11 protein-coding genes are annotated in these 13736 nt (G+C 72.4%); 4 read left to right on the plus strand and 7 right to left on the minus strand.

Going from position 1 to position 13736, the window contains the following annotated elements; all coding sequences use genetic code 11:
- The first annotated feature begins 195 nt into the window (after positions 1 to 195).
- On the plus strand, positions 196 to 1260 hold the full coding sequence (locus R2B38_RS42390; protein WP_318021121.1) for a BTAD domain-containing putative transcriptional regulator: 1065 nt from the start codon (positions 196 to 198) through the stop codon (positions 1258 to 1260).
- The gene (locus R2B38_RS42395) at positions 1152 to 3071 is read left to right on the plus strand and encodes an ATP-binding protein (RefSeq protein WP_318021122.1); all 1920 of its coding nucleotides are present in this window, start codon (positions 1152 to 1154) and stop codon (positions 3069 to 3071) included. Before R2B38_RS42390 ends, R2B38_RS42395 begins: the two co-directional genes overlap by 109 nt.
- Positions 3072 to 3081: 10 nt before the next feature.
- Here R2B38_RS42395 and R2B38_RS42400 read toward each other — a convergent pair whose 3' ends face one another.
- The gene (locus R2B38_RS42400) at positions 3082 to 4320 is read right to left on the minus strand and encodes a CynX/NimT family MFS transporter (RefSeq protein ID WP_318021123.1); all 1239 of its coding nucleotides are present in this window, start codon (positions 4318 to 4320) and stop codon (positions 3082 to 3084) included.
- Positions 4321 to 4458: 138 nt separating this feature from the next.
- Here R2B38_RS42400 and R2B38_RS42405 point away from each other — a divergent pair, with 138 nt between their 5' ends.
- On the plus strand, positions 4459 to 4938 hold the full coding sequence (locus tag R2B38_RS42405; protein ID WP_318021124.1) for an Lrp/AsnC family transcriptional regulator: 480 nt from the start codon (positions 4459 to 4461) through the stop codon (positions 4936 to 4938).
- Here the strand turns inward: R2B38_RS42405 and R2B38_RS42410 are convergent.
- From R2B38_RS42410 to R2B38_RS42435, 6 genes are read right to left on the minus strand one after another with little or no spacing between them, the layout of a single operon-like run.
- Positions 4935 to 5921, minus strand: coding sequence for a PDR/VanB family oxidoreductase (locus R2B38_RS42410; protein WP_318021125.1), 987 nt, complete (start codon positions 5919 to 5921; stop codon positions 4935 to 4937). The genes R2B38_RS42405 and R2B38_RS42410 overlap by 4 nt on opposite strands.
- Positions 5911 to 7347 carry a glutamine synthetase family protein gene (locus R2B38_RS42415; RefSeq protein WP_318021126.1) on the minus strand — a complete coding sequence of 479 codons (1437 nt, stop codon included), beginning with the start codon at positions 7345 to 7347 and terminating at the stop codon, positions 5911 to 5913. The genes R2B38_RS42410 and R2B38_RS42415 overlap by 11 nt, the downstream gene beginning before the upstream one ends.
- A gap of 5 nt (positions 7348 to 7352) precedes the next feature.
- Positions 7353 to 8705: an aromatic ring-hydroxylating dioxygenase subunit alpha gene (locus R2B38_RS42420; RefSeq protein ID WP_318021127.1), complete on the minus strand. Its 1353-nt coding sequence runs from the start codon at positions 8703 to 8705 to the stop codon at positions 7353 to 7355.
- 36 nt (positions 8706 to 8741) lie between these two features.
- On the minus strand, positions 8742 to 10688 hold the full coding sequence (locus tag R2B38_RS42425; RefSeq protein WP_318021128.1) for a primary-amine oxidase: 1947 nt from the start codon (positions 10686 to 10688) through the stop codon (positions 8742 to 8744).
- The gene (locus R2B38_RS42430; protein WP_318021129.1) at positions 10685 to 12226 is read right to left on the minus strand and encodes a gamma-glutamyltransferase; all 1542 of its coding nucleotides are present in this window, start codon (positions 12224 to 12226) and stop codon (positions 10685 to 10687) included. The genes R2B38_RS42425 and R2B38_RS42430 overlap by 4 nt, the downstream gene beginning before the upstream one ends.
- On the minus strand, positions 12223 to 12876 hold the full coding sequence (locus R2B38_RS42435; protein ID WP_033279785.1) for a cyclase family protein: 654 nt from the start codon (positions 12874 to 12876) through the stop codon (positions 12223 to 12225). The genes R2B38_RS42430 and R2B38_RS42435 overlap by 4 nt, the downstream gene beginning before the upstream one ends.
- Before the next feature lie 149 nt (positions 12877 to 13025).
- On the opposite strand from R2B38_RS42435, the gene R2B38_RS42440 reads away from it, so the two are divergent.
- Positions 13026 to 13730, plus strand: coding sequence for a GntR family transcriptional regulator (locus R2B38_RS42440; protein WP_318021130.1), 705 nt, complete (start codon positions 13026 to 13028; stop codon positions 13728 to 13730).
- Positions 13731 to 13736: the final 6 nt, after the last annotated feature.

Here is a 13736-nt window from a genome sequence, read left to right on the forward strand (position 1 = left end):
CGCCCCCGTTTGCCTGTTGCGCAGCCGCCAGGCGACGGCCCTGCCGTCATGCCCGGACGGGACGCGGTCGGCGCCCGTCCGTTCCCCAGCAGATTCGCACCGGTGTGTGACGGGAAACCTTGTCGAAGGCTTGTCGCGCCGCGTACACGTCTGTGGAAAAAAGGAGGAGGCTTTGTGTAGGGGGAGGCGCACACCATGGTGGACGTGCAGTTGCTCGGGCCGGTGGAACTGTCGGCGGAGGGGCGCGCGGTGGAGGTGGGCCCGCCCCAACGCCGCACCGTGATGGCCGCGTTGGCCGTGGACGTCGGCCGGCCCGTCGCCGTCGACGTGGTCATCGAGCGGGTCTGGGGCCCGCACGCGCCGGACGGCGCGCGCGGCGCGGTGCACGCCCATGTCGCCCGGATACGGCGGATGTGCGAGCAGGCCGCCGAGACCGCGCGCGAACCCTTATTGGTGGTGCGCCGTTCCGGCGGATACCTGCTGGAGGCCCGCCCGGACCAGGTGGACGTGTACCGGTTCCGGCAGTTGGCCGACCAGGCGCGGGCGGCGGGACCGGCCGAAGTCGCGCGGGCCGTACTGCTGCGCGAGGCACTCGACCTCTGGCGCGGGGAACCGCTGTCCGGGCTGAACGGCGAGTGGGCGGCCCGCATGCGTGAGGCCTGGCGGCGCCAGCACCAGGACGCGGCCGTCGGGTGGGCCCGCGCGGAACTGCGCCACGGTGAACCCGCGTCCCTCATCGGCCCGTTGACCGGCCTGCTCGGCGAGTACCCGCTCGCGGAACCCCTCGCCGAAGCCCTGATGCGGGCCCTGCACGAGACCGGCCGCAGCGCGGAGGCCCTGGACTGCTACGCCGCCGTCCGCAAGCGCCTGGCCGAGGAGCTGGGCACGGACACGGGACCGGCCCTGCGCCAGCTCCACCAGTCGATCCTGCGCGGCCACCGCCCCGCGTCGGCCCCGAGCCCCGAACCGTCGGCGGTCATACGACAGCCCCAGCCATCGGCGGTGCCCCGGCGGACCGAGTCGTCGGAGGTGCTGCGACAGACCGAGCTGCCCGCTCAACTCCCCATGTCCATACGGGGTTCACCGGCCGTGACGGCGAACTCGCGCGCCTCGCCGCGATCCTCGCCTCGGCCGATGGAGAGTCCGCCGCCGTGGTCATCTCGGCGGTGTCGGGCATGGCGGGCGTGGGGAAGACCGCCCTCGCCGTGCACTGGGCGCGGCGGGTCGAAAGCGCCTTCCCCGACGGGCAGTTGTATGTGAACCTGCGCGGCTTCGACCCGCAGGGGGCGGTGGTGCAGCCGACCGAGGCCGTACGAGGGTTCCTGGACGCGCTCGGGGTGCGGCCGGAGCGCGTGCCGCCGGGTCTTGAGGCCCAAGTCGGGCTGTATCGGAGCCTGTTGACGGGGCGTCGCATGATGGTCGTCCTCGACAACGCCCGTGACGAGGAGCAGGTCCGTCCGCTGCTGCCGGGCGCCGTCGGCTGCATGGCGCTGGTGACCAGCCGCAACCGGCTGACCGGGCTGGCCGCGACCGAGGGCGCCCATCTGCTCGCGGTGGACCCGCTGACACCGGCCGCCGCACGGGACGTACTCGCGGAACGGCTCGGCGCGGGCCGGGTCGCGGCCGAACCGGCGGCGGTCGCCGACGTCGTCACCTGGTGCGCGGGGCTGCCCCTCGCGCTGGCCGTGGTCTCGGCCCGCGCCGCCGCGCAACCGCATCGCCCCCTGGGGACACTCGCGGAGGAACTCCGGGAGGCGGGCGGCCGGTTGGACGCGCTGGACGGCGGCGAGGAGTCCAGCCAGGTACGGGCGGTGTTCTCCTGGTCCTACAGCGCGCTCAGCCCCGCCGCGGCCCGGCTGTTCCGCCTGCTGGCACTGCACCCGGGACCCGACCTGGACCAGCGCGCGGCCGCCGCGCTGGCCGGGACACCGCCCGAGCGCGTCCGCCCGCTGCTCGCCGAACTGACCAGCGGCCACTTGCTGGTCGAGCACGCCCCGGGGCGATACGCCTTCCACGACCTGCTGCGCGTGTACGCCGGGGAACTCGTGACCGCGTACGACGACGAGTGGGAACGCCGGTCGGCGGTGCACCGGATGATGGACCACTACCTGCACTCCGCGCGGGCGGCGGACGTGCTGGTGACCCCGCAGCCCAATCCGGTGGAGTCGCCCGCGCCCAGACCCGGCGCGAACGTGGTCGGGTTCGAGGACTACGGCGGTGCGCTCGCCTGGCTCGTCGCTGAACACCCGGTGCTTCTCGCGCTCGTACGGCAGGCCCGGCCCGGCTTCGACGCGCACGTGTGGCGGCTGGTCACCGTACTGACCACCTTCCTGGACCGGCACGGATACTGGCAGGCGCTGCTGACCGCCGGGCACCGCGCGCTGGCGGCGGCCGAGCGGCAGGGAGATCTGGCAGGCCGGGCGGGCGCCCATCGCGGACTGGGCCTGGCCCTGGACCGGTTGAAGTGCCCGGAACCGGCCCGGGAACACTATCTGCGGGCCCTCGAACTCTTCGCCGCGGTCGGCAGCGACGCGGGCCAGGCCCGCACCCATCAGCACCTCTCGCGGATGTCGGGCGTCCAGGGAAACGCCGAACTCGCCCTGGAACACGCCTACCGGAGCCTGGAGCACTACCGGGCCGCGGGCGACCGGGCGGGACAGGCCGCCGCGCTGAACCACATCGGCTGGCGGCAGGCGCACCTCGGCGACCACCTCCGCGCACTCGGACACTGTGAGCAGGCCCTCGAACTCGCCCAGGCGGCCGGTGACGTGGACGGGCAGGCCCACATCTCCGACAGCCTCGGCTACATCCACCACCAACTGGGCGGCTATCAGCAGGCAGTTGACCGGTACCGGCAGGCGGCCCAGTTGTTCCACGCCACCGGGGAGCGGCACAGCGAGGCCGCCTGTCTGACCTGTCTCGGCGACAGCCATCGCAGCGCGGGACAGCACGACGCGGCCCACGAGGTGTGGACCCGCGCGCTCGCCCTGACCACCGAACTCGGCCTGCCTGACGACGATCCCATCCGCGCCGGGTTGCGGGAGCGGGTCGGGGACGGTCCCTTGCCGTAGCGGGTGGGTCTCAACTGCCGGGCACGGTGGCCGAGTTCGTCACGGGGGCTTCGGCTCGCGGCCTGAGACGGTGGCTGAGGGCGATCCCCGCGGCCGTGCAGGCACAGGTCAGCCACCAGGTGGAGTGCCAGTCGCCGGTACGGGTGGCCAGCCACGCGGCGAGGGTGGGGCCGACGAAGCTGCCCGCGTTGAAGAGCTGCTGGATCAGGCCCATGGTGGCGGGAGCGGAACCGCCGACCGGCGTCAGCTCACCGATCATGCGCAGCAAGGCTGCCGGTATCGCCCCGCCGGTCAGCGAGAAGACCGCGACGCACACGAACTGCCAAGCGGTGCCTGCCGGGAGGGCGTGCCAGTCGACGGCGAACGCCGGCACGGACGTGCCGGCCATGAGGACGAACGCGGGGACGATGAGCGCGCGGGTCGGCAGGCCGCGCTTCATGAGCGCCGCCGTGGTGATCGACCCGACGGCGTTCGCCGCACCGACCACCGCACTGAGCACACCCGGCCAACTGCCCGTCATCCCGCCGTCGCGGTAGATCGTGGGCAGGAACCCGACCACCGCCATCCACGGCAGGGTGTAGCAGGCGAACACGAGACCGGCCGTCCAGGGGGCCGGTGCCCGGACGGTACGGCCGATACGGGCGAGGGCGTTCGCCGCGCCACGCACACCACCCGCGTCGTCCCGGGGAACCCGGGCCAGGACCCACGGCAACGGCAGCAGCGCGATCACGGCCATGCCCCACCACCACACCCGCCAGGGCATCACCTGGAGGGCCAGCGCGCCGATGATGAGCCCGGCGAAGGTGGAGATGCCCTGGTAGGCGCCCCAGAACCCCATGGCCGTGGTGAAGCGGGCGGGCGGTGCCGTGCGCCGGATCAGCCCGGGGCCGGTCACCGCCACCAGGATGAAACCGGCCCCCTCGACCGCCCGCGAGGCAAGGAGCGGCGCCGCCGACGAGGCGAATCCGCCGCCCGCCGAGCCGAGGAACAGCAGCACCAGCCCCGCGCTCAGGCAGCGCCGCTCACCGATCAGCTCGGCCAGCAGCGAGACCGCAAGTCCCCCGAGCATCCCGGCCAGTTGGACGATCCCGAGGAGAGTCCCGGCCTGGACGAGGCTCAGCGAGAGGTCGTGCCGTAGGAACGGGAGCGCCGGCGGGACCTTCCAGACCTGCAGCCCGGCGGCGATCCCGGCGGCGACGATGACGATCCAGGAACTACCGGTGCCGGAAGGAGAAGTCTTCGAGGCCATGGCGGGCGGTCCTTCAGCAGGGCGGAGGTGTGAACGGCCCATCAGGTTGACCACACGCCGGGGCATCAGCGCAATACAAGCTCTGCCTGCTGCGACAGATGCTCAGACTCACGGCGATCTGGTGGCAGAATGCTCACCATGACGCTGATGGACCCCTTGGACGCCCGGATCGTCCTGGCCCTGGACGACGACCCGGACGCGACGATCCTCGCCCTGGCGCAGACGCTGGGCGTGGCCCGGAACACCGTTCACGCGCGGCTGCGGAGGATGGCCGCCGAGGGTGTGCTCAAGCCCGTGAGCCGACGCGTCGACCCCGCCGCCCTCGGGTACGGCCTGGTGGCGTTCATGTCGCTCGCGGTGAGCCAGGCCGTACCCGAGAGCGTCCACGAGGGACTGCTCGACCTCCCCGAGGTCATCGAGGTGCACTACACCACCGGCGACGCGGACCTCCTCGCCCATGTCGTCGCCAAGGACACCGCGGACCTGCACCGCGTCACCAAGGCGATCCTCGCCATCGACGGGGTGGACCGGACCAGCACCGCCATCTCCCTGGCCGAGGTCATCCCGTACCGGCCCCGGGCCCTCCTGCACCGCCTGGCGAAAGGGCGAGTCATCTAGAGGTCCAGCTCCAGCACGGGGGAGTCGCAGCGGCTCACGCAGATCATCATCGTGGTGGCGGTGGGGCGCTCGGACGGCTCGATCACCGTGTCGCGGTGGTCCGGGGCCCCGGCCGTGACCGGTGTCTCGCAGGTACCGCAGTAGCCCTCCTCGCAGGAGTACGGCACGTCCGGGAGCTTCTCCCGGACGACGTCCAGCACGGTACGGTCGGCGGGCACGGTCAGCCGCAGGCCGGAACGGCTGAGCACCACCTCGAACTCCCCGCTCGTGGCGTCCAGTTGATCCGGGATCGCGTCGGCGGCCGCGGTGAAGCGTTCCAGGTGCGGTGACCGCACCGGGTCAGCTGTACGGCACAGGGTCGTCACCGCGTCGAGCATCGGCTGGGGGCCGCAGGCGTAGACGGCGTGCGTGGACGGGGTGGCGGCGAGTTCGGCGGCCAGGTCCGGGAGGCCTGCCTCGTCCTGCGGCACAAGCAGCACGCGGTCGCCGCCCAGCGCCATCAACTCCTCGGCGTACACGAGCCGGGACCGGTCGCGGGCGCCGAGGATCAGTCGCCAGGGCAGGCCGCGGGCGGTGAGTTCGCGGGCCATCGGCAGCAGCGGGGTGACGCCGATGCCGCCGGCCAGCAGCAGATAGCCCGGCGCTGGAGCCAGCGGGAAACGGTTGACCGGTCCGCGCACCTCCAACTCCCGTCCCACCAGGGCGGTTTCGTGGATCTCCCGCGAGCCGCCGCGACCCTCGGGCACGCGGTGCACGGCGATCGTCCACGCCTCGGTGTCCGTCACCTCCCCGCAGAGCGAGTAGGCCCGACGCAGCCCCGAGGGCAGGGTCAACTCCACGTGTGCGCCCGGCTCCCAGGTCGGCAGGGCGCCGCCGGTGGGCCTGGCCAGCCGGAGCTCCAGCACGTCCTGGGCGATCCAACAGGCCTGTCGGACCAGGAGCCGTTGTGTCGTGGCGCCGGGGAAGCCGAGGTCAGAAGACACGGAAGTACTCCCGCTGTTCCCAGTCGGTCACCTCTTGGCTGAAGCGATCGATCTCGGCTCGTTTGATGCTCGTGTAGTACGCCACGAAGTCCTTGCCGAGCCGGTCGGCGAGCATGCGGTCGGACTCCAGCGCGTCGAGGGCCTCGCCGAGTGAGCGCGGGAGCGGTTCGGCCCGGGCCGCGTAGGGCTCGTCGGCGGCCGGTCCGGGTTCCAGGCCGCCCGCCACGCCCTCCAGTCCGGCGGCGAGTTGGGAGGCGAGGTAGAGGTAGGGATTGGCGGCCGGTTCGCCGATCCGGTTCTCCAGGCGGGTCGATGACGGTCCGTCACCCAGCACCCGCACCATCGCCCCGCGGTTGTCGCGCCCCCAGACCGCACGGTCCGGTGCCAGCGACAGCGAGCGAAAACGCTTGAAACCATTGAGAGTCGGCGTCGAGAACGCGCTCGTGGCCCGCGCGTGCCGCAGCAGCCCGCCGAGAAACGCCGTTCCGTACGGCGACAACGGCGGCCCGGACGTGGCGAGTTCGCCGCCCTCCGGCGCGAAGACACCCACCCCGTCCCGCAGCACGCTCTGGTGCAGATGCCAGCCGCTGGAGAAGACGCCGGGCAGATGGGGGCGGCACATGAAGGTGGCGTGGTGGCCGTGGCGGGCGGCGACCTGTTTGACGGCGCTGCGCAGCAGGACCATCGCGTCGGCCGTGCCCAGGCCGTCGGCGGGCTGGAGGGTCAACTCGACCTGGCTCGGGCCGAATTCCACCTCCAGGCTGCGCAGCGGGAGGCCCAGGCCCTCGATGTTGGAGCGCAGGACGTCGAGGATCGGGTCGAGTTCGTCGTAGCGCAGCTCACTGAGGTACTGGTAGCCGTGGTTGAGCATGCCGACCTCGGGCGCGGCGCCGGGCTGGCCCTGGTCGCCGGGGCCCAGGCGCGGATCGTCGAGCCGGAAGAGGTGGAACTCCACCTCCAGGCCGGTGCGGTAGGTCAGCCCGTCGGCCTGGTCGAGGACCGAGCGCAGCAGTCCGCGCGTGCACAGCGGGACCGGCGCGCCGGTGGTGAAGCGCAGGTCGCACAGCAGCCAGCCCGTGCCCGGCGACCACGGCAGCATCCGGAACGTCAGCGGGTCGGGCACCATCACCATGTCGGCGGCGCCCCGCAGTTCGGGCAGCCCGAGCGGCGTCTCCTTGGTGAACAGCGGGAACACGGTCCGCCCCGAGGTGTCCTTGGCGAGCAGGGACGAGGCGATGCCGGTCCCGTCGCGCAGCACGTTGGGCAGTTCGCCCATCGTGACGGTCTTGCCGCGCAGCAGACCGTGCTGGTCGGCGAAGACCAGCCGCACCACCGTCATCCCGCCGCTCTCGGCGCGTTCGCCTATCTCCCGTGCGGCGGCGGCCTGTTCGGGGTTCCACAGGCCGTGCCGTTCGATGAATCCCACGCGGCTCAGCCGTCCGTTCCCAGCGGCCGCGCCCAACTGCTGTCGGCGCGCTGCTTGTCGGTGACGGCCGTCCAGTGCTCCAGCCAGCCGTCGGTGGGGCCGATCCCGTCCAGGGCCACCGGTCCGTGCAGTTGTCCGGCCTCCTCGGCCGGCAGCACCAGCGGCGGGTCCTCGCCCCGCTCGACGGCGGTGATGGCCTCGCCGAGCATCCGGCGGTACATCACGATGGCCTTGTCGGAGCGGCCGAGATGCTCGCGGGTGCGGTCCTGGACGGACCCCTGACCCTCCACCGCCCACTGGTCGTGCACGTTGATGTCGAAGCCGAGCCCGGTGTACGTCGTCGTGCGCTGTTCCGCCGGGTCGTAGCCGTAGCCGTTCGCGCGGCCGAAGCGCGGCCGGTAGTCGGGCAGGGTGACCGCGTCGACCCGCTGCCGGCGCATCTCCGCCTGGTCCACCGGGCCCCCGACGCTGGTGAACAGGGCATACCAGTAACTGGAGTTGTCGTCGATCGGCACATGCCACTGGGTGATCGCCGTCTCCGCGTCCAGCGGGATGTGGAAGGCGTGCGGAAACACCTGGTGGGTGATGCGGACATGGGTACGGCTGCCGTCCATCGGCAGGCCCTGGGTGTCCGTGCCGTCGAGCGTGCGCCGGGCGGTGAGGCGGATGCCGTACGGGGTGCGGGCGGCGTCGATGTCGGGGCGGCCGTACTCGCGCAGGATCTTCGTCATCGGGAGGTCGGTGCCCTGGGAGGCGGCGCGGAACTGTTTGCCGTAGCTGTCGGCGGGGTCCTCGTCCTGGAAGAAGCGGTGGAGGTAGGAGGCGTGGGCGGGGTCGATGCCGACCTCCAGGGCCTGGAGCCAGTTGCACTCCAGCAGGCCCTTCCAGGCGAAGGCGTGGTCGGCGGGGGCCTGGAAGCAGTCCAGGGCGGGGAGTTGAGGCGGTTCGCCGGGGCCGAGATAACCCCAGATGATCCCGTTGATCTCGCGGACCGGGTAACTGTCCAGCCGGACACGGGACTTGAGTGGACTGTCGACGGGCTCGGCGGGGGTGTCGAGACAGGAGCCGTCGCGGGCGAAGAGCCAGCCGTGGAAGCAGCAGCGCAGTCCGCCGTCCTCCAGGCGGCCGAGCGCCAGGTCGGCGCCGCGGTGCGGGCAGCCCCGGTCGACGAGACCGAGTTCGCCCTGCTCGTCGCGGAACAGGACCAGGTCCTGGCCCATCACCTTGGGCGCCACCAGCGGCCGTACGCCGTCGAGTTCCTCGCTGAGGGCGATCGGCTGCCAGTAGCGGCGCATCCACTCACCGGCCGGGGTGCCGGGCCCGGTCCGGGTGAGCCGGGTGTTCTCTTCCTCGCGCATGGGACGCCTTTCTGATGAGGGGGAGGGGAGGCGCGGTCAGCCGCAGCAGTGGTCCGGGGCCGAAGGGCTCGGCGTGTGGCAGGAGTTGGGGGCGGGGACGTCCAGGGCCGGGTTGCGGTCGAAGAAGCCGTCGGGCTCCAGACGCAGCCGCGCCTTCGCCACCGGCATCACCGGCCACTCCTCGGGGCGCGGGAAGTGGTGCGAACCGACCGTGGCCCACAGCACGAGGTCCGTGCCGTCCAACGACCGGTTCTCCTCCTGCCACTTGTGCACGCCGTCCGCGCCGGGCTCGGCCTGGTTCGGGTACTCGCCGCCGACGAAACGCCGGTCCACGTCGTAGGCCGTGGCCCACAACTGCCGTCCCACGAACGGGGCTCGGCGCGCGCACACGCTGTCCTCGCGCACCGGCAGCACCGCCGTGCTCTCCAAGTGCACGCGGTACGCGGTCGGTTCGCCCATCCGGTTGCGGGACTCGGTGCTCTCCACCCGCCAGTGCAGCGCGCGGGACGGATCGGTGCGCCGGGCGCCCTCCGCCTCGCTGAGGATCGGACGCAGCACAGTGCGGGCCGCGTTGCCGTACGGGTCAAGGACCGGGTCGGGCTCGTGCTCGGCGGTGACCTCCACCAGCCGGTTGGGATCGCCGTCCACCGCCATGTCGAGGCGGACGCTGAAGAAGTGCTGATGGTTGGTGACCGCGACGTTCGGCGCGACCCGGCGCGCGTACGGCGTCGCCTCGTCCTCCTCGACGCCGGTCGCGGACAGGATGCCGGTCATCTTGATCTCCAGCATCACCGAACCGTCCTGGTACAGCGACCAGTAGAAGCCGTAGTCGTAGTTGGCGACGGTCGCGAACGCCGAGATGATCAGCCGCCGTGAACGGCGCACCTCCGTACGGCCCGTGCGCCCGTCGTGGTGCTTCCACAGAATCCCGTCGTCCTCCTCGTGCACGCACACCGCGTTGGGGATGAGGCGGGGGACGCCGTCGCCGCCGAGCACCGCCGCGTCGAAGTACTGGATGACACCGAGGCAATCGCAGCCCAGGGCAAGGGAGTTGGTGAGCGGGCCCGCGCCGTACTCGCCCCAGTCGAAGAAGTTCTTGCGGTACTGGGTGGACGCCGTGTCGAAGTACGGGACGTACATCTCGTTGACGGCCGCACGCCGGATCACCTGCCGAGGATCCTTCCCGGCCGCGGCGAAGGCGAGGTCGTGCAGCACCAGCCCCTCGCGATGACTGAAGCCGACCCGGACGGACCACCCCTGCCAGTCGATCCGCTGCCCGGTGACGGTGAAACTCGGCCCCTCCGGCTGGACGACCTCCAGCGGCTTCAGCCCCGGTCGCTCGTCGACCGTCCCGGCCGCGAACACGCCCGACTCCGCTGACAGGGGCACCACCCCGTGATCCTCGATGTGCAGGATCTCCATGGTCTCCATGTCGATGATCGGCACCACGCCCTGCACCGGGCGGGCGTAACCGTTGTCGTCCTCGGAGGTCCGGTGCCAGACGCTGCCCCAGGTCAGCCGCCGCCCCGCGTACTCGGGCGGCTCGAATCCGCCGATCGACTCCGGGTCCACCATCACCAACGACACGTCGTGGATACCGCGCAGCGCCAGCGCCTCCCGGAAACGCGGGTCTGCCCGACAGGCCGCAGCCGCCTGCCGTGCCTCCTCGGAGGAACAGCCCGGGCTGCGTACGTCCAACTCCCGCCAGGCGGTGGTCTGCGGCTTGTCGCCGAGTTCGAGATCGACCTCGAAGGCGTGGCGCGCGGAGGTGGAGAAGACGACCGCGCGGGCGCGCCGCGCGTCCCCGGGCGCGGCGCGCCGGGCGTGGTCCTCGTCCAGCGCCACACCCCAGAAGCGCGCGTCGTCGGGGACCCGGGTGTCGGCCCTCAACACCCTTACGGCCGTGGCCAGTTCGGTGACGGTGAGCGGGTCCAGCGGGTGGGGTGCGTCGGCCGGTGCGGGTTCGGGGGCGAGTGTGCTCACTGCGGGTTTCCTTCCAGAGTGGTGCCGCCGTCGGCGCGCGGATCGGAGGCGCCGTCCAGCCGGCCGCCGACGGACAGTCGTACGGCCTGGGTGTGACCGGCCAGATCGGTACGGCCCGGCGCCACGACGACCGGAACCACCGACGGGAACGCGCCCGCCGGGACGGACCCGGGCTCGGCCAACAGGGTCTGCGTCTCGTGCCCGATGTCGCGGGCGCCGATCACCCACCGGGGCCGGTCGAGGACGGCGACCGGATCGGCGGCCGGGTCCATCAAGTCGGGCACGGTCTGGGCGAGGATCTGCGGCTGCGCCCGGCCGCCCTGGCAACCGGCCGCGAGGAGCAGTTCGGTGGACCGGCCGATGACCGGGCAGAGGGTGTGCGGGGGCCGCAGTCCGGGGCCGATGAGGGCGGGATGACCGGGCAGCAGACTGAACGCCGAGCCGCGATTGTGCAGCACGATCCCGGTCTCCGGTTCGCAGATGCCGGAACCGAAGGTCTGGTACACGCTCTGGATCAGCGAGACGGCCAGCCCGGAAGCGTCTACGGCGGTGATCGCGACGGTGTCCCCGGCGGCCCGGAAGGACGGCTCGGGCGGTCGCGCACCGGCGAGCGGGGCCGGGCGCAGCAGTCCGTCCAGGTCGATGGGGGACGGGCCGAGCGGATCGCCGAGCAGCAAGTCCCGTGCTGCGGAGGCATCTTGGCAGCGAGCGGCCAGCGCGCCGGTGCGTTCCGGCTCGGACAGCTTCGCCACCGACGCGGCGGTCTCCAGCACGGCCAGCAGACTCGCGCCCTGGCTCGGCGGCGGCGCGGTCCACCAGCGAGTTCCGGCCACGTCCAGTGTCAACGGCTCAGCGTCCTCCGCCTGATGGGCCGCGAGATCGTTCGCGGTGAGCGGGCTCCCGACCCGCCGTAGCCCGTCCGCGAGTGCGTCGGCGATCGCGCCCCGGTAGAACGATGACGGATCGTCGGCGAGTGTCCGTAGTACGGCGGCGAGTTGGGGCTGGGGGAGCGGGTCGCCCTCGTCGAGCGGTGCGCCGTCGGGGCCGGTCAGCAGCGCGGTGAGCCCGGGGTCCGCGCGGATCTGCGGGGCCCGCTCACGGACGGCGCGCGCCAGGCCGGCCGACACGGTAGCTCCGTCCTCGGCCAACTCGGCGGCGTCCCGCAGCGCGTCGGCCAGGGCGCCGGGCGTGCCGTAGGTCTCGGCCAGTGCGGCCCAGCCCGCCACCACACCGGGCACGGTCACCGTCCGCGGCCCCTGCGCGGGCATCCGCCGGTCGGCGGCACGCAGCGCTTCGACGTCTACGGCCTGTGCGGCTGCGCCCACCGAGATCACCGCGCGCACCGCACCGCCGGGGGCGTGCACGAGGGCGATCAAGTCGCCGCCCAGGGAGCACTGGTGGGGGTAGACGACGGTGAGGGCGGTGGCTGCCGCGAGCGCCGCGTCCACGGCGTTGCCGCCTCGCCCGGCCGCGCGGCGGGCCGCCGTCAGCGCCGCCGGGTGCGGTGCGGCCAGGATCAGCGGGGAGGCGGCTGTCATGCCGCGTCCCTCGGGAGGAGCACGGTGCGGGAGGGGGCGGCTTCGGCGCCCTGGAGGGGCAGGGGGAGGGAGAGCATGTCGTAGACCCCGGCGGGTGCGTGGAGGAGGTCGACGACCTCCAGGATCAACACCTCGGCGGCGCACAGGAGTTGGTGGGTCTCCCAGTGGGTGGTGTAGGCGACGGCCTCGATGCTCAGATAGTCGATGCCCGCGGTGCGCACCCCGGCCTCGATGAGGCGTTCCGCTCCGTCCGGGGCGAGTCCGACCCACTCCCGGGCCTTCCACGGGCTGCGCAGGACGCCCTCGGAGTTGCTGGTGCGCAGCAGTACGCGTTCCTCGGTGCCGAGGCCGGCCGCGTCGAGGTCGGCGGCTGTGATCTGCTCCTTCACGTGAGTGAGGTCCAGTACTCGAGCCGTGCCGTTGAGGGCGGTCAGGTCGAGCCTGTCGACCGTCTTGCCGCCGTCGATGAAGTGGGCCGGGGCGTCGATGTGGGTGCCGGTGTGGGCGCCGATACGCCAGCGGCTGACGTTGGAGGGATCGCCGGCGGTACGCGACTCGACGATCTCCACCTCGGGGCGGCGGCCCCAGTGGAGCATGCCGGGATGGATGGGAACGGACACGTCGATCGCCTTCGCGAAGTCCAGATTCATGCGGCCCTCCTATTGGATGCGGATATCATGGAAGTGGATCCAAAAATGAGCGACTGTCGAGTGGCTGGGGTCGCCCCCCGGCCGCGTGGGAAACTGCTCCACCACCGCGCAGCCCCCGACCGCCCCCGAGAAGGGTTTGACCGACTCCGATGACGCCTCAGACTGACGAGAGTCCCCTCGTCGACGACATCGCGGCCCGCATCCGCGCGCGGATCATGAACGGCGAGCTGGCGATCGGCAAACCGCTGCGCCAGGCCGCGCTGGCCACCGAGTTCGGGGTCAGCCGCACACCGGTGCGCGAGGCGCTGCGCCAGCTGCAGAACGGCGGGCTGATCGAGATGCAGCCGAACCGCGGCGCGGTGGTGCGGGTGCCAGCGCCCTGGGAGGTGCGGCAGGCCTACGAGGTGCGGGCCGAGCTGGAGGGCATGGCCGCCCGGCGCGCCGCTTCCCGGATCACCGAGCGCGGGCTCGCCGCGCTGCGCGAGCACAACGCGGTGCTCTGCGAGGCGGTGGCGCGGGCCGAGGACGAGGCGAGGGGCGCGGGCGGACTCACCACCACGGCCGCCAACGACTGTTTCCACACGGTCATCTGCGAAGCGGCCGACAATCCCTGGCTGACCCGGATGATCGACCGGATCAACGAGAGCTTCCCGCGCAACGTGTCCTCGCTCGCCCTCGCCGGCGACGAACGCCATCGCCAGCTGAACATCCGTCAGCACGAGGCGGTGATCGAGGCGTTGGCCGCGCACGACGCCGATCTTGCCGACGCGTTGATGCGCGAGCACGTCATCAGTTCCGGCGAGCATCTGACGGCCTGGTACGAGCGCCGTTCCCAGACCGTCTTCCACGGCTGAGCGGCG

Source organism: Streptomyces sp. N50 (genome assembly GCF_033335955.1).
Classification (GTDB): Bacteria; Actinomycetota; Actinomycetes; order Streptomycetales; family Streptomycetaceae; genus Streptomyces.